Consider the following 17,347-nt stretch of genomic DNA (forward strand, 5'->3'; position numbering starts at 1 on the left):
TGAACGCTTCAGGCAGCCTAAAATCATACGCAATGCGCTTGGTATCGGCAATCGGCTTTACAGGGCGGCCAGTACTGCATCGCCCATGCCACTGCAGCTTACCAGCGTGCAGCCATCTTCAAAAATATCGCCGGTGCGCACGCCTTGTGCCAATACTTTGCCCACGGCGTTTTCCACCCGCAAGGCAGCGGCCTCGTTGCCCAGGCTGTAGCGCAGCAGCATCGCCAGCGACAAAATGGTGGCCAGCGGATTGGCTTTGTTTTGCCCGGCAATATCGGGTGCGGAGCCGTGCGAAGGCTCGTATAGGCCTTTGCCGCTTTCGTTCAACGAGGCCGAAGGCAACATGCCGATGGAGCCGGTGAGCATCGAGGCTTGATCGGACAAAATATCGCCGAAGATATTGCCGGTAACCATCACATCAAATTGCTTAGGTGCTTTCACCAATTGCATGGCGGCGTTGTCGACATACATGTGGGTGAGCGCCACATCGGGGTAGTCGGCGGCCAGCTCGTTCATGATTTGCTTCCACAATTCGGTGGTTTCCAGCACATTGGCTTTGTCGACAGAGCACAGTTTTTTGCCGCGTTTTTGCGCTGCCTGAAAGGCAATATGGCCGATGCGGCGGATTTCGCTCTCGCTGTAGCGCATGGTGTTGACGCCTTCGCGCTCGCCGGCGGCATTGGTGCCGATGCCGCGCGGCTCGCCAAAGTAAATATCGCCGGTGAGCTCGCGCACAATCAGAATATCCAGCCCGGCCACCACTTCGGGTTTGAGTGTAGAGGCGTTGGCCAATTCTTTGTACAAAATCGCCGGGCGCAGATTGGCAAACAAATTCAAATCTTTGCGGATGGCCAGCAGGCCGCGCTCGGGGCGTAAAGGGCGCTCCAGATTGTCGTATTGCGGGCCGCCCACTGCGCCCAAAAGTACGGCATCGGCGCTGCGGCACAGGGTTTGGGTGGCTTCGGGGTAGGGGGCGCCGTATTGGTCATAGGCGGCGCCGCCCAAGGGAGCATATTGATAGCTGGCATCAAGGCCGTCGGCAATCAGGCGGTCGAGCACGCGCACGGCTTGGGTGATGATTTCGGGGCCGATGCCGTCGCCGGGCAAAATGGCAATATGATGGGTCATGGGGTATTTCCGTTCAGGGTTAATGGGATTGAAACAGACCCAGCGTGTCTGCTTTGAGCTGATAAAGTTGGCTGGAAATCAGATAGCCGCTGTCGGTGCCGATGGCGGCCACTTTTTGTTTCATTTCGGCCACAGCAGCAGCATCGTTTGCACCGCACAGCAGCAATTCGTTGCGGGCGGGCACGGCAATCACCGGGTGGCCGGGCAAAGACAGCTGCAATGCGTCAATCAAATAGCCAATAAACAGCAGCAGGCTGGCATCGTAGGTGTTGTCCAGCGTGAGCTGATGCAAGCTGTGTTGCGGTGACAAACGGTGTGCGGCCACTTTGTTGGCGGCATAACGTTGCAGATTGGTGCTGGCCTGATCCCACAGTGTGGCTTGGTCGCCCAGTCCCAGTTCTTGGGCTTCTGCGGCTGCCAAAAACCGCATGGCCTGTGCATCGTCTATCACATAGGTAAGCAATAAATCGCCCACTAAGGGCTCGATAATGAATATATCGTCGACAACAGCGCCAGGCATGTTTTTCAACTGGGCTTGCGTGGTGGCCAGCCATTCGGTGTTTTTGATCACTGGGAAAATATGCTGCTTTTGGGTGGCGGTATCGGGTTTATCCGCCGTGTTGGCACCCATTTGCGCCAGCGCACCGGTGGCTTGGCGCATAATGCTGTCCAGCATATCGGGTTGTTGTTGGTATAGGCGGTAGTAATTGCCCAGATAGGATGCAGTTTGGGTACCGTTGGGCAAAACAATGTGTACGGTGGTGTTTTTCAGGTCATCGCCCCATTCGATTTCGGGCTGAATATCCAGTTGCTGTTGGCATTGCTCGGCGTAGTGCAAGGTGAAATCGCGCCAGCTCATCGGCTGGTTTTTGCCGCCAAACAGTTTTTTTAACAACGACATGGGCTTTCCTCCGGCGCAGTAATATAGTGGATTAAATTTGAATCAAGACAAGGCGGTGAGCCGCAGACAGTACACACGTACGGCAAGGCGAGGCAACGCAGTATTGGTTCAAATTTAATTCACTATAAAAGGCTGCCTGAAACTTTTTCAGGCAGCCTTTGTTAAATCCTCAAGCCTGATACAGCCACGGCTGTGCGGCTTTATGCTGGGCTTCAAAAGCCTTGATGTCGGCGGCGTGTTGCAGGGTAAGGCCGATTTCGTCGAGGCCGTTGAGCAGGCAGTGTTTGCGGTGCTCGGTAATCTCAAAGACAAAGGTTTCGCCTGCAGGTGTGGTCACGGTTTGGGCGGCCAGGTCAATATGGAGGCAGTAGCCTTCTTCTGCGGCCACGGCTTGAAATAGGGCTTCTACGGTGCTTTCCGGCAGCACAATCGGCAATAGGCCGTTTTTATAGCAATTATTAAAGAAAATATCGGCAAAGCTGGGGGCGATGATGGCGCGGAAACCGTAGTCGTCCAGCGCCCACGGTGCGTGTTCGCGGCTGGAGCCGCAGCCGAAATTTTTGCGCGTGAGCAAAACCTGTGCGCCTTGGTAGCGGGCTTGGTTGAGCGCAAAATTGGGGTTAAGCGGGCGGCGACTGTTGTCCATGCCCGGCTCGCCGTGGTCCAGATAGCGCCATTCGTCAAAGGCATTGGGGCCGAAACCGGCGCGCTGGATGGATTTTAAAAACTGCTTCGGGATAATGGCGTCGGTGTCGACATTGGCTCGATCCAAGGGTGCCACCAGGGCGGTGAGGGCGGTAAAGGCTTTCATGGCATTTTCTTTAGTGGCGTTTGGTTTTCAGGCAGCCTTGAGGGCTGCCTGAAATAGGAAAAGGCAGGTTATGCCGAGCCTCAAAAATAAGATAACAAGGCGGTGAGCCGCAGACAGTATCAATATACGGCAAGGCGAGCCAACGCAGTTAGGTTGTTTTTGAGGCTGGGTATTACTCGGCGCCGTGGCGTTCGGCAGATTGCTCTACCTTAGTGCCCACTTTTTGTACGTCTTGCGCAGCACCTTTAACGGTGTTGCAACCGGCCAATACGGTCATGGCGGCTACGGCGATCAGCAGAAATTTTTTCATGATGCTTAGTCCTTTAATTGGATTAAAACGAAAGTTTGCAGTAAAGCTGCGTGCTTATCATGCCAAGGCTTGGGGAAAAACGCAATTATTTGGTTATTGTTGAGCGGCTGTTGTTATAGCCTTGGCCTGAGTTTCTGAAGAAGGTTATCAACGCTGTGGATATTTCTTCTCAATTTATTTTGTTTATTCAAAATCTTTTTTGCTAATACTTTCTTTTGCGATTAATTTGTTTTCAGGCAGCAAATAGTATTCGTAAGTTTGAATAACACCTTTGCGGATTGCGAGCACAGCGTGTGGCGACTGCTTGATTTCGTGGATTCTGGATACACGCAATCGTTCGGACAATTGCCGGATTTGTTGGGTGGTCATTTGATGGGTTTGGTTGCCGCAGCGGTCATCGTGCAGTAAATGAACAATAACAACTTCTGTACCCTGCTTTTTTACCTGAGATATAAAAGTACATTTATCAAGAAACCGGCCTTCGTATTTGTTTTTGGCATCCAAATAAACCCGTTGCGCTAACTGTTCGGTGGTTTCCTGCGACAATTCCTGATTAATTGCCGCTTGTGCTTGCTGCTTTTCTTCTGCTGCGGGTTTGCGGACATCAAAGAAATCGCGTCCATCAAAAGATGTCATGGTGCAGGCAGAAAGCGCCAGAACAATAACCGTTAAAAAAATTCTCATTTTTTGACCTTACTTCATCAGTTGATCAAGAGTAGGGCTGCCTGAACGGTTTAACCCAATGCCCGTACATCGGTAAAATGCCCGGTTACGGCGGCGGCGGCGGCCATGGCGGGGCTCACCAAATGGGTGCGCCCGCCGTTGCCTTGGCGGCCTTCAAAATTGCGGTTGGAGGTGGAGGCGCAGCGCTCTTGCGGGTTTAGGCGGTCGGCATTCATGGCCAAGCACATGGAACAACCCGGCTCGCGCCATTCAAAACCGGCGGCGGTAAAAATTTTGTCCAATCCTTCGGCTTCGGCTTGCTGCTTCACCAGCCCGGAGCCGGGCACCACCAGCACACGGTTGACATTGTCGGCTTTGCGGCGGCCTTGTGCCACGGCGGCGGCGGCGCGCAAGTCTTCGATGCGGCTATTGGTGCAAGAGCCGATAAATACCACATCTACCGGGATTTCGCTCAGCGGCGTGCCCGCCTGCAAGCCCATGTATTTCAGCGCCCGCTCCATGCCTTCGCGCTTAACCGCATCGGCTTCATCAGCAGGGTTGGGCACTTGGCCGCTGATGTCGAGCACCATTTCCGGTGAGGTGCCCCAAGTGACTTGCGGCTCGATGTCGGCGCCGTTTAAACGTACCACTTGGTCGAATTCGGCGCCAGGGTCGGACACCAAGGTTTGCCAGTAGGCCACGGCTTTGTCCCAATCGGCGCCTTGCGGTGCAAACGGGCGGCCTTTCACATAATCAATGGTGGTGGCGTCTACCGCCACCAAGCCGGAGCGTGCGCCGGCTTCGATGGCCATATTGCATAAGGTCATGCGGCCTTCCATCGACAGACTTTGAATTGCCGTGCCGCCAAATTCGATGGCATAGCCGGTGCCGCCGGCGGTGCCGATGTGGCCGATAATATATAAGGCCACGTCTTTGGCGGTGATGCCGGGCTTAAGGCTGCCTGAAACTTCAATCAGCATGGTTTTGGATTTTTTGGCGGTGATGCACTGGGTGGCCATCACATGCTCTACTTCGGAAGTGCCGATGCCGTGCGCCAAAGCGCCAAACGCGCCGTGGGTGGAGGTGTGCGAGTCGCCGCACACCACCGTCATGCCCGGCAAAGTGGCGCCTTGCTCCGGCCCCATGACATGCACAATGCCTTGGCCGATGTCTTTAAACGGAAAATACGCCAGTGCGCCGAAGGCTTTGATGTTTTGATCCAGTGTGTCCACTTGCAGCTTGGCAATCGGGTCTTTAATGCCTTCGTCCCAATGGTCGGTGGGGGTATTGTGGTCGGCGGTGGACACCACGCTGTCGATGCGCCACAGCTTGCGCCCGGCCAGCTTCAGCCCTTCAAATGCTTGCGGGCTGGTGACTTCGTGCACCAAATGGCGGTCGATATAGAGCAGGGCGGTGCCGTCGGCCTCTTCGCGGACAACGTGGCTGTGCCAAAGTTTGTGGTAAAGGGTTTGTGCGCTCATGGTTTTGGGCTTTATAAAGGTAGCTTGTTGCATGGCATCATAATGCGCCGCTGGCGGGTTGACAAGCAAAATGTCTAAAAACAGGTAATAAAAAATATCTTTGGTATTTTTATGGTTTATTTTAGACAAATTGTCTTATTTTGTTTTTCAGGCAGCCTTTTTAGGTGCAAGCAACTTTTGCGGCGGCGCAGCCAAAACCGCCGCACTCTTGTATAATGCGCCGATGCTGCGCACCGGCGCTGCCACACAAGGAATAAGCACCATGACTTTGCCCGCCATTGCCGCCAACCGCCTTGCCGATTTACAGGCGTTTGAGCGTGCCATTCTGGAAAAACAGCCGCAAATCGAAGCCTGGTTCCGCGCTCAATGGCGCGCACACACGCCGCCGTTTTACGGCTCGGTCGACATTCGCAACAGCGGCTACAAAATGGCCAGCATCGACATGAATTTGTTTCCGGGCGGCTTTAACAACCTGAATCCGCAATTTCTGCCCTTGGCGGCGGCGGCGGCGCAAGACGCGGTGGAGCGTGCTTGCGAAACCGCCCGCTCGGTGCTGCTGATTCCGGAAAACCACACCCGCAACACTTTTTACCTGCAAAACGTGTATGCCTTAAGTCAGATTTTGCGTCATGCCGGGTTTGAAGTACGCCTAGGCAGCCTGAATCCGGAAATCACCGCCGCCACCGAGCTGGAAACCGCCTTGGGCGACACCATTGTGCTGGAGCCGGTGCAGCGTACGCGCGAGCGCCTGCATCTGGCCGACGGCTTTTCGCCGTGCTTGGTGCTGCTGAACAACGATTTATCCGGCGGCGTGCCGGAAATTCTGCAAGGTTTGGGTCAAGTGGTGTTGCCGCCTTTGCACGGCGGTTGGATTACCCGCCGCAAAACCGACCATTTCGCCGCCTACAACGGCGTGGCCGCCGAATTTGCCGCGCTGGTGGGCATCGATGAATGGACGGTTAACCCTTATTTCGAAAAAATCAGCGGCTTGGATTTTCAAGAGCGCGAAGGCGAAGAGCAGCTGGCGGCCGCAGTAGAGCGCCTGCTGGCCAAAATTCAGGCCAAATACGATGAAAAAGGCATTAGCGACGCGCCGTTTGTGATTGTAAAAGCCGATGCAGGCACCTATGGCATGGGCGTGATGAGCGTGAAATCCGCCGATGAAGTGCGCAGCCTCAACCGCAAAAACCGCAATAAAATGGCCAAAGTAAAAGAAGGGCTGGCGGTTACCGAAGTGATTGTGCAAGAAGGCATTTATACTTACGAAACCTTGCACGGCGCCGTGGCCGAGCCGGTGGTGTATATGATGGACCGCTTCGTGGTGGGCGGCTTTTTCCGCGTGCACGAAGGGCGCGGCACCGATGAAAACCTCAATGCTTCCGGTATGCGTTTTGTGCCTTTGCAAGGCAATATCGCCACCAGTGGCGCGGGCGACGACGACCCGCAAGCGCTGGCGCAAAGCAAGCGGGCGTTTGAGCAATGGGAAAGCTTAGGCCTGCCGCAAACCCACCGTACCGACGAATGCGAAAGCAACCGCCTGTATGTGTATGGCGTGATGGCGCGCCTGTCGCTGCTGGCCGCGTCGATTGAGCTGGAACAAAGCGCTGCACCGGCGGGTGCGGCATGAAGCGCGGCATCATCGCCGCCGGATTATTGCTGGCGCTGCAAACGGCGCTGGCCGCACCGGTGCCGTTGGCGCAGTTGTTGGCATGGAGCCGCATCGACAGCGACATTGATAGCGCTGTGGCTGCCTATGGTTTCCGGCCTTATGGTGCGGACACCGGCGGCGAGGCAAGCGTGCGCAACTATGGCGATAACGCCGCGCCGCCACGCAACATCAGCTGGGTGGGCGTGCAGCACGGCCAAGCGGATGCAGCACGGCTGGGCTACGATGTCTACGACCCCGCCGAAATCCGAGCCTTGCAAGCCGCTTTGGCGCAGGCCGGTTTTGCCGTGGCCGAACAGGGCGAAGTGAGCCGGGCGCATTATGTTTTGTACCGCAATGCCGAAGGGCGCGAAGTGCAAATCAACACCCCGAAACGCCAAGGCGCGGCAGTGGGCTTTGTGTTTTACCGGCAAGCGGCGGAATAATATTTTCAGGCAGCCTGGCTAATGATTAGGCTGCCTGAAAAATATTTTGTAATAATTTTATTTTGATTAATAACAGTGGCTTTCTTATGAGTAAACCCCAACAACGCGTCCTCACCGGCGTGACCACCACCGGCATTCCGCACCTGGGCAACTATGTCGGCGCCATCCGCCCGGCCATTGCCGCCAGCCAAAAGGCCGATACCGAATCGTTTTTCTTTCTGGCCGACTACCACGGCATCATCAAATGCCACGACCCGGCGCTGATTCACGAGTCTACCCGCGCCGTGGCCGCCACTTGGCTGGCGTGCGGGCTGGATCCGGCACGCACCACCTTTTACCGCCAAAGCGACATCCCCGAGATTCTGGAGCTAAACTGGATACTCACCTGCATCACCGCCAAAGGCCTGATGAACCGCGCCCACGCCTACAAAGCGGCCGTGCAAGACAATCTCGATAAAGGCCAAGAAGATCAAGACCACCAAATTGAAATGGGGCTCTACAGCTACCCCATTTTGATGACGGCGGATATTTTGATGTTCAACGCCCACAAAGTGCCGGTGGGGCGCGACCAAATCCAGCATGTGGAAATGGCGCGGGACATCGCCCAGCGCTTCAACCACCGTTTTGCCAAGCTGTTTACGCTGCCTGAAGTGCAAATCGACGAAGAAGTGGAAACCTTGGTGGGGCTAGACGGGCGCAAAATGAGCAAAAGCTACGGCAACACCATTCCCTTATTCGACAGCGAAAAGCAGCTGCAAAAAGCGGTGAACAAAATCGTTACCAACCTTAAAGAGCCGGGCGAGCCGAAAAGCCCCGACGAAAGCCCGCTGTTTGAAATCTACAAAGCTTTTGCCACCCCGGCACAAACCGCCGAGTTCACCCAGATGCTGGCCGAAGGCTTGGCGTGGGGCGAGGCCAAAAAAATGCTTGCCGCCAACATCAACACCGAATTGGCACCCAAGCGCGAGCGCTATCAAGCATTGATGGCCAACCCCGGCGAAATCGAAGCCATCCTGCAAACTGGTGCCGCTAAAGCCCGCGCCCAAGCGCGTTTGCTGCTGGATCAGGTGCGCGATGCAGTGGGGATTCGGGTGTTGAAATAAGCTGTTTGATTTTTAAAAAAAGGCTGCCTGAAAGTTTCAGGCAGCCTCTAAAATCCCCATTCAAGCCGGTTTAATCCCGCCTTAAGAAAGCAGGTTTAGCATGCACATCCTGTTTATTGCCGACCCTATGGCCGGTTTTAAAACCTATAAAGACACCACCTATGCCATGATGCGCGAAATGGCCGCCCGTGGCTGGCACTTGTCGCACACGCTGTCGGCACAGCTGAGCGTACAAAACGGCCAAGTGGTGGCTGTTGCCGCGCCGTTTACCTTTATCGGTGCCGAAAACCCCCACGACCACGCTTGGTTTGAATCCGGCCAGCCGGTTCAGGCAGCCTTAAGCGGCTTTGATGCGGTGATTATGCGTACCGACCCGCCGTTTGATTTGCAATACCTGTACGCCACCCAATTGCTCACCTTGGCGGCAGAGCAGGGCGCGGTGGTGCTCAACAGCGGGCAAGCCATGCGCGACTTCAACGAAAAATTGGCGATTTTGAATTTTGCCGAATTTACCGCGCCCACGCTGATTACCACCCGCGCCGCCGAAGTGCGGGCGTTTTTGGCCAAAGAGGGCGATATTATCGTGAAACCGCTGGACGGCATGGGCGGCATGGGCGTGTTCCGCTTAACCGAGGCCGACCCCAATATCGGCAGCATTTTGGAAACGTTAATGCGGCTGGATACGCGCACCATCATGGCGCAGCGCTATATTCCCGAAATCAGCGCGGGCGACAAGCGTGTGCTGGTGATTGGCGGCGAAGCGGTGCCTTATGCCTTGGCACGCATTCCGCAAGGCGGCGAAACCCGTGGCAATCTGGCCGCGGGCGGTAAAGGTGTGGCGCAAGCCTTAAGCCCGCGCGACCGTGAAATTGCCACCGCGCTGGCGCCGGAATTGCAGCGCCGGGGCATTGTATTGGCCGGTTTGGACATCATTGGCGACTACCTCACCGAAGTGAACGTGACCAGCCCCACCGGTTTTCAGGAAATCATGGCGCAAACCGGCTTTGACGTGGCCGCCCGCTTTGCCGATGCGGTGGCCGCGGCGGCCAAGGCTGCCTGAAAAGCATTTCAAAATCATACCAAGATTAAAAACGGAAAACGGCCTTATGCCGCACAACAAAACCACCCCCAAACCCGATACCGAGGCCGACAATGGCCGCAGCATTCCCAGCTATATCCAAGAAGTGAGCGACAAGGCGCACGAATATTATGCCGATGTGCAAAGCTATGCGGCGCAAATGAAAGGCAAAACTGGCGTGCGCCGCATCATCAATGCATTGGGTTATTCGTGGGATGGCGTTAAGGCGGCCTGCGAAGAAGCGGGCTTTCGCCAGCTGTTGTGGCTCAACGGCACCTTATTGCTGCTGGCCTTGTGCTTGCCGTTTGGGCTGGCGGTGCAGCTGGTGCTGATTCTGGCCTCGTGTATGTCGTTGGCAGTGGAATTGATTAACACCGGCATCGAAGCAGCGGTAGACCACACCTCGCTGGATAAACACGATTTGGCCAAACGCGCCAAAGATGTGGGCTCGGCAGCGCAATACCTCACCCTGTTTATGTTGGCGCTGCTGTGGCTGTTGGCGGTGTGGCGCACGTTTGTGGCTGCCTGAAAACTTTTTATATTATACCAATCATAAAAAATAAGATAACAAGGCGGAACTGATTTACTCGGTGCTTCAGCGCCCTAGTAAATCGTTCTCTTTGAGCTGAGCCGAAGACAGTACACCTAGTACGGAACAGAGTTTGTTGGCGCTTTAGCGCCGTACAAAGTCGTTCGCTTTGCGCTAAGGCGAGCCAACGCAGTTAGGTTATTTTTTAGGATTGGTATTAAGGGTGCGACAATCAGCCGCGCCGATTCCCCTTGGCGTAATCTCCTCTCTGTATCTACAATCCCCTCCATAGAAAGCCCCGTTTATCGTGAAGCACAAACCGCAGCAACCCGAGCAAAAATCCGGCAATTATGCCGCTAGCGTGAAGGGTAAAACCGGCATCCGCCGCATTGTGAATGCCGCCGGTTATTCGTTTGATGGCTTTAAAGCCGCTTGGAGCGAATCGGCGTTCCGCCAATTGGTGTGGCTCAATGGCACCTTAATTATTCTGGCCTGCTGGCTTGATTTCGGCCCTGCCACCAAAATGCTGTTAATCATGGCTTCGATGATCAGCCTGATGGTGGAATTGATTAACACCGGCATCGAGGCAGCGGTGGATCATACTTCGCTGGATAAGCACGAGCTGGCCAAACGCGCCAAAGATGTGGGCTCGGCAGCCCAGTTTTTGGGGCTTACCTTACTGGCGCTGATGTGGCTGATGGCCTTGTGGCGCGATTACGGCTTAAATTTGTTTTAAAGATTGCCCACTCCTTGGGCAGTCTAACACCTAAGGAAATAATATGAAAAAATGGGCAATCGGCGCTTTGCTGCTGTCGGCCAGTAGTCTTTCACTGGCTTGCGGCGCATTGGCAGTAGACAATGCATGGGCGCGCTTCAGTGCACCGGGCATGACCATGAGCGGCGTGTTTATGAATATTGACAACGAATCCGGCCATGATGACGTATTGGTGGGCGGCAGCACACCGGTAGCCGATAAAGTGGAATTGCACAACCATGTGAACGACAACGGCGTGATGCGCATGCGCGAAGTACCCGGCGGCATTGCCGTGGCCGCAGGTGAAACGGTGAAACTGCAACCGGGCGGCTTGCATATGATGTTGATGGGTTTGAAAAAGCCGCTTAAAGTGGGCGACACCTTTGCACTAACACTGAAATTCAAACAGGCCAAACCGCAAACGATCACCGTAACCGTGCAAACCGGCGCCGATAAAATGCCCGCCGCCATGCCGCATCAGCACAATCACAATATGATGCTACAACCCAAGTAGATACATGGCTTGCAGCATCAAAAACGCTGCCTGAAAACGGATTGATGTTTTCAGGCAGCGTTTTTTTATACTGGTTTAAAGCTTAGGCGGCAAAGCGCTTGGCCACTTCGTCCCAGTTTACAATATTCCAGAATCCGCCCAAGTAGTTGGGGCGGCTGTTGCGGTAGTCGATGTAATAAGCGTGTTCCCACACATCGCAAGTCAGCAGCGGCACTGCATCGGTGGTCAGCGGGGTGGCGGCATTGCTGGTGGACACCAAGTCTAAGCTGCCATCGGCTTTTTTTACCAACCAAGCCCAGCCGGAGCCAAAGGTGCCGGCGGCCACTTTGTCAAACTCTGCCTTAAAGGCATCGAAAGAGCCCCATTTGGCATCGATGGCAGCAGCCAACTCACCGGCGGGCTTGCCTTGGCCGTTGGGGGTGAGGCTGAGCCAGTAGAAAGTGTGGTTCCACGTTTGCGCCGCATTGTTAAACAAACCGCCGCTGGATTTTTTTACAATCTCTTCCAAATCGGCATTTTCAAATTCGGTGCCTTTAATCAGATTGTTCAGATTGGTGATGTAGGTTTGATGGTGCTTGCCATAGTGGTATTCCAGCGTTTCTTTGGACAAATGCGGTGCCAAAGCGTCTAAAGCGTAGGGCAGTACGGGTAATTTGTGTTCCATATCGCTATCCTTATAAATGGTGTGGTTGTGGTGTGGGTTGTTTCAGGTAGCTTCGATAATATCAAGGCTGCCTGAAACGGGGTCGGTTTAATTATGCACCGAATCAGTCACATTGTAATACAGGGTAAGATTGTGCCGCAAATCGGCAGCCTGCGGTGTTAAAATTGGTGATTAAAGATGGGGTCTATGGAAAGCAACGGATACAAATGGATGATTTTGCCTTAAGCGACAGAGCCGATGAAGCCAGCCAGCTGATGGTACCGCCGCACTCAATGGAAGCCGAGCAGTCTTTGTTGGGCGGCTTGCTGCTGGAAAACAGCGCCTGGGATCGCATTGCCGATGTGGTGAGCGAAGCCGATTTTTACCGCCACGAGCACCGGCTAATTTTCCGCACCATTGCGCAATTGGTGGAGCTGTCGCGCCCGGCTGATGTGATTACCGTACAGGAAGAATTGCAGCGGCGTGAAGACCTTGAAGCGGCTGGCGGCTTTGAATACCTGATTAATTTGGCACAAAACACCGCCTCTGCCGCCAATATCCGCCGCTACGCCGAAATTGTGCGCGAGCGCTCGATTATGCGTCAATTGGCACAAGTCGGTACGGAAATTGCTAGGAGTGCCTACAACCCGCAAGGCAAAGAAGCGGCGCAATTGCTGGACGAAGCCGAAAACAATGTGTTTCAAATCGCCGAGTCCACCGCCCGCTCCAAACAAGGCTTTCTGGCCATGCCCGGCTTACTGCAAGAAGTGGTGCAGCGTATTGATGCACTGTATTCGCGCGAAAACAAAGACGATGTTACCGGCATTGCCACCGGCTTTTTGGATTTAGACCGCAAAACCTCCGGCCTGCAACCGGGCGACCTGATTATTGTGGCCGGGCGGCCATCCATGGGCAAAACCGCATTTTCCATCAATATTGCCGAACATGTGGCCATTGATGGCAAGCTGCCGGTGGCGGTGTTTTCCATGGAAATGGGCGGCGCACAGCTGGTGATGCGGATGCTGGGTTCAGTAGGGCGCTTGGATCAGCATGTGCTGAAAACCGGCCAATTGCAAGACGAACACTGGGGCAGGCTGAATGAAGCAGTGGTTAAGCTGTCGGATGCGCCGATGTTTATCGACGAAACGCCGGGGCTTACTGCGCTGGAAGTGCGCGCCCGCGCCCGGCGGCTGGCACGGCAGCAAGGCGGCAAGCTGGGCTTGATTGTGCTCGACTATTTGCAATTGATGTCCGGCTCCGGCCGCTCCGATAACCGCGCTTCCGAATTGGGTGAAATTTCGCGCTCACTTAAGGCGCTGGCCAAAGAGCTACAAGTGCCGATTATCGCCTTGTCGCAATTGTCGCGATCGGTAGAGCAGCGCACCGACAAACGGCCGATGATGTCGGACTTACGCGAATCGGGCGCCATCGAACAAGACGCCGACTTGATTATGTTTATGTACCGCGACGAATACTACAACGCCGAAACCCAATTCAAAGGCTTGGCCGAGTGCATTATCGGCAAACACCGTAACGGCCCCACAGGTAAAGTATATTTAACTTTCCAAGGCCAATACACCAAATTTGAAAACGCGGTGCTGCCTGAAGGTGGTTTTGATGACGAATAACGGTGTTATATACTTCTGTAGATAACAACTTTTCAGATGTTAACTATTCGTTTACAATGGTAGCGATAACTTTATCTCTGACTTAACGGACATGGCTTTTGCCATGGATGGCTATGAATAAAAACAGCAAACAGCATGGCTTTACCCTGATTGAGCTGATGGTGACCATTGCCATTCTGGCCATTATGGCGGCGATTGCTTTGCCGAATATGAGCGAATTTTTAAATACCCGCCGTGTGGCCAACCGCGCTGATCAGGTGGCCAATCTGTTCCGTTTTGCCCGCACCGAAGCCGCACGGTTGAATTTGCCGGTGGTGGTGTGTTATAGCGATGTAAAAGCCGATGGCAAGGCTGATAATCCATGTACACCGGCATCGGCTACCAATGAGCGGGGGATGAGTGCTTTTGCGATTCGGGGTAATTTACCTTACAACACGGGTCGTGATGAGTTGTTGCGCAGTACCGCCATCAATCAGGGCAATAAAAATGTGGATGTGGTGTTTAGTCACATTACCTTTGTAGGTACAGTAAATGCGGCAGCGGCCAATAATAATATTCTGGTATTTTACCCAAATGGCACATTCGGCTATATGAATAGTAATTCCGGTTCGGTTTACGGTAGTGGTGCTACCGTGGCCAGTGGATTAGTTCGTTTCCAATTTCGTGATGATTTAGCTGCCGATGATGCTGCCAAAAACCGCCGGAGTACCACCTTGTTGATTGATGCCGGCGGGCGGGTGAGTGTATGCCCTAAAAGCAATGCGCCGGCAGCTTGTACGGCAACTTAAGAAATATAAAATTTAAAAATACAATGTTTGGTGTTGTGGCTAAAAAAGGATTTAATGGTGATTCCCGCAATTCACAACCGCTTTTTAGTATCAAGTGAGCGACCTTTAAAACAACAAGGTGCTACCTTGATTGAGGCCATGGTGGCGATTTTTGTGCTGGCTTTCGGCGTTTTGGCGCTGATGGTGGCGCAATTGCGCTCGGTAAGCAGTGTTCAGGAAGCAGAAAATCAGACTTTGGTGGCACAGGCAGCACAAACGCTGATGGAGGGGATGCTGGTTAATCCTACGCTGGAAGTGAGCGCTTCTGGCGTTACCAGCAGAGATTATGCTGCCTATGCTAAAGGTGATGTATTGACCTATTGTGCTGCCGGTGGCGCAGCTTCCGGCGTGGCGAATACTTATCCCGAAAGGACTGCAATTAATAAAAGCACTTTGGCACAACAACAACTTTGCCGATTCAGTAGTGATTTGCAAAATAAATTGCCTAACCGCACCAGTTTGGCGGCACAAGTTTGTAAAGGTAACCCGCAAACCGGTGTCTGCAATGCTGCTGCCACCCAATATATTATTAGCGTTTCATGGGGTATGCAGGTAGGCGATGCCACTGATGCCGCACAGGGTACAACCAATGCTGATGGTACAATGACATATCGTTATGTACTGCCGGTACAAGATTGATTAAGGGGTTATGTGTTGATGCAAAATCAATTTCATGTTGATGCTCATCAGTTGGGGCGGCAAAACCAAGCCGGTTTCAGCTTGATTGAATTTTTAGTAGCCAGTGCTATCAGCATGATTGTGCTGATTGCTGCCGGTTCCACTTATTTCACTACCCAGCAGCTTAATCGTGTGGCTACCGAGCGTTTGAATGCGCAACAGGATTTGCGCAGTGCGGCCAATTTGATTGTGCGCGATGCGCGCCAAGCGGGTACTTTTGGCTGCGCCAATCTAACCGACACAAATGTTGCTGGCGTCAGCCCTTATGCGGCAAACCATCCCTTGGCTATTCGTGGGGCAGAAAGTGATAATCAGCCCAATAATTTCGGCGTGCATGTGATGACAGGGGCTAATTTTGTAAACAACAGCGGCATAGCTAATTTTAATCCCGCAGGTAATGCGCTGATTTTTGTTTATGGTGATGGCTTTGCGGCGGTCAATGCCCTGACGCCGAATACACTGGCCGCTTCCGGTACCATCAATGCTACCGCAATAGGGTTAAATGTGAATGAAAATGATGCCGTAGGTCAAGTAATGGCCAATGCCAACGCCAGCGATGTGGCACCGTTGGTTTTGTCCTCCTGCAACCGGGTGCAAATTTTGCAACGCGGTGTCGGTTATACGCGTGCAAATGCAACCAATATCAATCTGAATCCCAGCGTGCTTGTCAGCACCCAAAGCGGGGTGGTCAATGCATTCCAGCCTGGTCAGTTGGGTGTTAGTAAGCTGGTGGGTTCGGCCTATGTAGTGGGTACTGTCAATGCCACTGGCGCTGTGCGCGGATTATACCGCTTTAATCTGAATGCCAACGGTACTTGGTCGGCACCGCAGTTGTTGGTGAGTAATGTTGCCAATGCTGATGGCATGGTTATGCAATTGGGCTATGTGCAAACCAATAATTGCACACACGGCGCTTCCAGCCCTAATGAACAATTTCAATTTCATAGTAATACGGCCAGAATAGATAAATATGGCAAACTTCCTGCCTTGATACGGATTCGTTTGAATGTGGCCTCAGGCGAAAATCGTGCTTCCGGTGTGAATGTAGGCGATATTCGCGAATATGTGATTGATGCGGCGGTGCGTGGCGGTAATGTGTGTGCCAATCGCAGTATGGGGAGTGTGTAATTATGCATTATCCAATAGCGCAGCGTGGCTTTTCTTTATTTATTGTGTTGATTGTGATGTTGGTGATTGCCTTTATGGTGGTGGCCGGAGTGCAATCCATGAATACGGAAATGCGCATCAGCTCTAACGATGCTGACCGCAAGCTGGCCATGTCGGTGGCGGAAACCGCTTTACGTGCTGGCGAAAAAAGCATAGCCACTTATAACAATGCCACCCGTTTTGATGTGAATTGTACTGGTGGACGCTGCATTCCGGCTGGCGGTGTTGCGCCAGCACCGAGCGGTGTAAATGTGCCTACCGAATTGTTTGGTATAACGCAGGCTCAACGTTTAGGCAGTTGTACTGGCTGTGGTACGGCGGCATGGGAGCGTGCCAATATTTTTGAGCGTAATGGTAATGCTGTGGAAGTCTCAGTTGTCGGCGACTATGCCCGCCGCCCGCGTTATATTGTTGAGTATTTAAATATGAATTCGGCGGGGCAGTATTATTTCCGTGTTACCGCCCGTGCTTGGGGTAAGAATCCGAATACGGTTGTAACAATACAATCTTATGTAGAGGCAGTTTACTGATGGCTTACTTGACGAAGATCACCCAGCCTATATATCGTTCTGCCTACTATGGCTTTACCCTGATAGAACTGATGATTGTGGTGGCCATTATCGGCATATTGGCTGCCATTGCTTTGCCTGCATACAGCCATTTTATTGAGCGAGCCGATTTAGCACATGCCCGCACCGGGATGGTGGCAATTAATCAGACATTGGTGCGTGAGAAAATCAAGAGGAAGTTGGATGGTGATATTATTGTATCTACCACAACGGCTTCTTTAAATGCTGTGGATGCTGGTGTGCGGCGAAAATACGATATTGTGGTGCGTTGCGGCGCCGCTGCCAATCCGGGGGCGTGCTCCGGCACTAATTCGGTGGCCACTTATTTTCTATTTGCGGTGCCCAACAACAGCACTGGTCGCACTAAATCTTTATGGATGAGTAACAGCGGTACCGTCTATGAATGTTCGGTTAAATTAAGTGACTATAAGCCCAGCACCAACACTACTAACTGTAAAGTCAAGTAGTTAAA

General features: G+C 53.2%; 20 protein-coding genes. 13 read left to right on the forward strand and 7 right to left on the reverse strand.

What is annotated here, in order from left to right; translation table 11 throughout:
- Positions 1–57 precede the first annotated feature (57 nt).
- The 6 genes from leuB to leuC all read right to left on the reverse strand — a co-directional run bounded on the left by leuB (position 58) and on the right by leuC (position 5,294).
- Positions 58–1,128, reverse strand: coding sequence for a 3-isopropylmalate dehydrogenase (gene leuB, locus JQU52_RS07840; protein WP_230337969.1), 1,071 nt, complete (start codon positions 1,126–1,128; stop codon positions 58–60).
- Positions 1,129–1,147: 19 nt separating this feature from the next.
- On the reverse strand, positions 1,148–2,029 hold the full coding sequence (locus JQU52_RS07845; protein ID WP_230337970.1) for a hypothetical protein: 882 nt from the start codon (positions 2,027–2,029) through the stop codon (positions 1,148–1,150).
- Positions 2,030–2,198: 169 nt separating this feature from the next.
- Positions 2,199–2,840: a 3-isopropylmalate dehydratase small subunit gene (gene leuD, locus JQU52_RS07850; RefSeq protein ID WP_230337971.1), complete on the reverse strand. Its 642-nt coding sequence runs from the start codon at positions 2,838–2,840 to the stop codon at positions 2,199–2,201.
- A gap of 172 nt (positions 2,841–3,012) precedes the next feature.
- Positions 3,013–3,150, reverse strand: coding sequence for a small secreted protein (locus tag JQU52_RS07855; RefSeq protein WP_230337972.1), 138 nt, complete (start codon positions 3,148–3,150; stop codon positions 3,013–3,015).
- 183 nt (positions 3,151–3,333) lie between these two features.
- Complete coding sequence (locus JQU52_RS07860) at positions 3,334–3,834, reverse strand: hypothetical protein (RefSeq protein ID WP_230337973.1); 501 nt, start codon at positions 3,832–3,834, stop codon at positions 3,334–3,336.
- A gap of 50 nt (positions 3,835–3,884) precedes the next feature.
- Positions 3,885–5,294 carry a 3-isopropylmalate dehydratase large subunit gene (gene leuC, locus JQU52_RS07865; protein ID WP_230337974.1) on the reverse strand — a complete coding sequence of 470 codons (1,410 nt, stop codon included), beginning with the start codon at positions 5,292–5,294 and terminating at the stop codon, positions 3,885–3,887.
- A 262-nt stretch (positions 5,295–5,556) separates the two neighbouring features.
- On the opposite strand from leuC, the gene gshA reads away from it, so the two are divergent.
- The 7 genes from gshA to JQU52_RS07900 all read left to right on the forward strand — a co-directional run bounded on the left by gshA (position 5,557) and on the right by JQU52_RS07900 (position 11,363).
- Positions 5,557–6,921 (forward strand): glutamate--cysteine ligase, encoded by a 1,365-nt coding sequence (gene gshA, locus JQU52_RS07870; protein ID WP_230337975.1) that lies wholly within the window; start codon positions 5,557–5,559, stop codon positions 6,919–6,921.
- Positions 6,918–7,385 (forward strand): hypothetical protein, encoded by a 468-nt coding sequence (locus tag JQU52_RS07875; RefSeq protein WP_230337976.1) that lies wholly within the window; start codon positions 6,918–6,920, stop codon positions 7,383–7,385. The genes gshA and JQU52_RS07875 overlap by 4 nt, the downstream gene beginning before the upstream one ends.
- Positions 7,386–7,471: 86 nt before the next feature.
- A complete protein-coding gene (gene trpS / locus JQU52_RS07880; RefSeq protein WP_230337977.1) occupies positions 7,472–8,488 on the forward strand; it encodes a tryptophan--tRNA ligase in 1,017 nt (338 codons plus the stop codon).
- Positions 8,489–8,588: 100 nt separating this feature from the next.
- A complete protein-coding gene (gene gshB, locus JQU52_RS07885) occupies positions 8,589–9,548 on the forward strand; it encodes a glutathione synthase (protein ID WP_230337978.1) in 960 nt (319 codons plus the stop codon).
- Between the two features lie 178 nt (positions 9,549–9,726).
- Positions 9,727–10,095, forward strand: a complete 369-nt coding sequence (locus JQU52_RS07890; protein ID WP_230340547.1) for a diacylglycerol kinase — start codon at positions 9,727–9,729, stop codon at positions 10,093–10,095.
- Positions 10,096–10,402: 307 nt separating this feature from the next.
- Entirely contained in the window at positions 10,403–10,831 is a 429-nt protein-coding gene (locus JQU52_RS07895) for a diacylglycerol kinase (protein ID WP_230337979.1), read from the forward strand.
- A gap of 43 nt (positions 10,832–10,874) precedes the next feature.
- Positions 10,875–11,363, forward strand: coding sequence for a copper chaperone PCu(A)C (locus JQU52_RS07900; RefSeq protein ID WP_230337980.1), 489 nt, complete (start codon positions 10,875–10,877; stop codon positions 11,361–11,363).
- An 82-nt stretch (positions 11,364–11,445) separates the two neighbouring features.
- On the opposite strand, the gene JQU52_RS07905 is transcribed toward JQU52_RS07900, so the two are convergent.
- Entirely contained in the window at positions 11,446–12,027 is a 582-nt protein-coding gene (locus tag JQU52_RS07905; RefSeq protein WP_230337981.1) for a superoxide dismutase, read from the reverse strand.
- Between the two features lie 206 nt (positions 12,028–12,233).
- Between JQU52_RS07905 and dnaB the strand changes: the two genes are divergently transcribed.
- The 6 genes from dnaB to JQU52_RS14770 all read left to right on the forward strand — a co-directional run bounded on the left by dnaB (position 12,234) and on the right by JQU52_RS14770 (position 17,342).
- Positions 12,234–13,634, forward strand: a complete 1,401-nt coding sequence (gene dnaB / locus JQU52_RS07910; RefSeq protein WP_230337982.1) for a replicative DNA helicase — start codon at positions 12,234–12,236, stop codon at positions 13,632–13,634.
- 113 nt (positions 13,635–13,747) lie between these two features.
- On the forward strand, positions 13,748–14,422 hold the full coding sequence (locus JQU52_RS07920) for a GspH/FimT family pseudopilin (protein WP_268866611.1): 675 nt from the start codon (positions 13,748–13,750) through the stop codon (positions 14,420–14,422).
- Positions 14,423–14,452: 30 nt separating this feature from the next.
- Positions 14,453–15,100 carry a type IV pilus modification protein PilV gene (pilV, locus tag JQU52_RS07925; protein WP_230337983.1) on the forward strand — a complete coding sequence of 216 codons (648 nt, stop codon included), beginning with the start codon at positions 14,453–14,455 and terminating at the stop codon, positions 15,098–15,100.
- Positions 15,101–15,118: 18 nt separating this feature from the next.
- Positions 15,119–16,267 carry a PilW family protein gene (locus JQU52_RS07930; protein ID WP_230340549.1) on the forward strand — a complete coding sequence of 383 codons (1,149 nt, stop codon included), beginning with the start codon at positions 15,119–15,121 and terminating at the stop codon, positions 16,265–16,267.
- Positions 16,268–16,269: 2 nt separating this feature from the next.
- Entirely contained in the window at positions 16,270–16,836 is a 567-nt protein-coding gene (locus JQU52_RS07935) for a pilus assembly PilX family protein (RefSeq protein ID WP_230337984.1), read from the forward strand.
- Positions 16,836–17,342, forward strand: coding sequence for a prepilin-type N-terminal cleavage/methylation domain-containing protein (locus tag JQU52_RS14770; protein WP_328300150.1), 507 nt, complete (start codon positions 16,836–16,838; stop codon positions 17,340–17,342). The genes JQU52_RS07935 and JQU52_RS14770 overlap by 1 nt, the downstream gene beginning before the upstream one ends.
- Positions 17,343–17,347: the final 5 nt, after the last annotated feature.

This window comes from Paralysiella testudinis, assembly GCF_016894345.1.
Lineage (GTDB): Bacteria > Pseudomonadota > Gammaproteobacteria > Burkholderiales > Neisseriaceae > Paralysiella > Paralysiella testudinis.

What these genes read in the sequence shown, in the direction of transcription:
- leuB (WP_230337969.1), bottom strand. Translation starts at nt 1,128, where the DNA reads ATGACCCATCATATTGCCATTTTGCCCGGCGACGGCATCGGCCCCGAA.
- JQU52_RS07845 (WP_230337970.1), bottom strand. Translation starts at nt 2,029, where the DNA reads ATGTCGTTGTTAAAAAAACTGTTTGGCGGCAAAAACCAGCCGATGAGC.
- leuD (WP_230337971.1), bottom strand. Translation starts at nt 2,840, where the DNA reads ATGAAAGCCTTTACCGCCCTCACCGCCCTGGTGGCACCCTTGGATCGA.
- JQU52_RS07855 (WP_230337972.1), bottom strand. Translation starts at nt 3,150, where the DNA reads ATGAAAAAATTTCTGCTGATCGCCGTAGCCGCCATGACCGTATTGGCC.
- JQU52_RS07860 (WP_230337973.1), bottom strand. Translation starts at nt 3,834, where the DNA reads ATGAGAATTTTTTTAACGGTTATTGTTCTGGCGCTTTCTGCCTGCACC.
- leuC (WP_230337974.1), bottom strand. Translation starts at nt 5,294, where the DNA reads ATGAGCGCACAAACCCTTTACCACAAACTTTGGCACAGCCACGTTGTC.
- gshA (WP_230337975.1), top strand. Translation starts at nt 5,557, where the DNA reads ATGACTTTGCCCGCCATTGCCGCCAACCGCCTTGCCGATTTACAGGCG.
- JQU52_RS07875 (WP_230337976.1), top strand. Translation starts at nt 6,918, where the DNA reads ATGAAGCGCGGCATCATCGCCGCCGGATTATTGCTGGCGCTGCAAACG.
- trpS (WP_230337977.1), top strand. Translation starts at nt 7,472, where the DNA reads ATGAGTAAACCCCAACAACGCGTCCTCACCGGCGTGACCACCACCGGC.
- gshB (WP_230337978.1), top strand. Translation starts at nt 8,589, where the DNA reads ATGCACATCCTGTTTATTGCCGACCCTATGGCCGGTTTTAAAACCTAT.
- JQU52_RS07890 (WP_230340547.1), top strand. Translation starts at nt 9,727, where the DNA reads ATGAAAGGCAAAACTGGCGTGCGCCGCATCATCAATGCATTGGGTTAT.
- JQU52_RS07900 (WP_230337980.1), top strand. Translation starts at nt 10,875, where the DNA reads ATGAAAAAATGGGCAATCGGCGCTTTGCTGCTGTCGGCCAGTAGTCTT.
- JQU52_RS07905 (WP_230337981.1), bottom strand. Translation starts at nt 12,027, where the DNA reads ATGGAACACAAATTACCCGTACTGCCCTACGCTTTAGACGCTTTGGCA.
- dnaB (WP_230337982.1), top strand. Translation starts at nt 12,234, where the DNA reads ATGGATGATTTTGCCTTAAGCGACAGAGCCGATGAAGCCAGCCAGCTG.
- JQU52_RS07920 (WP_268866611.1), top strand. Translation starts at nt 13,748, where the DNA reads ATGAATAAAAACAGCAAACAGCATGGCTTTACCCTGATTGAGCTGATG.
- JQU52_RS07930 (WP_230340549.1), top strand. Translation starts at nt 15,119, where the DNA reads ATGCAAAATCAATTTCATGTTGATGCTCATCAGTTGGGGCGGCAAAAC.
- JQU52_RS07935 (WP_230337984.1), top strand. Translation starts at nt 16,270, where the DNA reads ATGCATTATCCAATAGCGCAGCGTGGCTTTTCTTTATTTATTGTGTTG.
- JQU52_RS14770 (WP_328300150.1), top strand. Translation starts at nt 16,836, where the DNA reads ATGGCTTACTTGACGAAGATCACCCAGCCTATATATCGTTCTGCCTAC.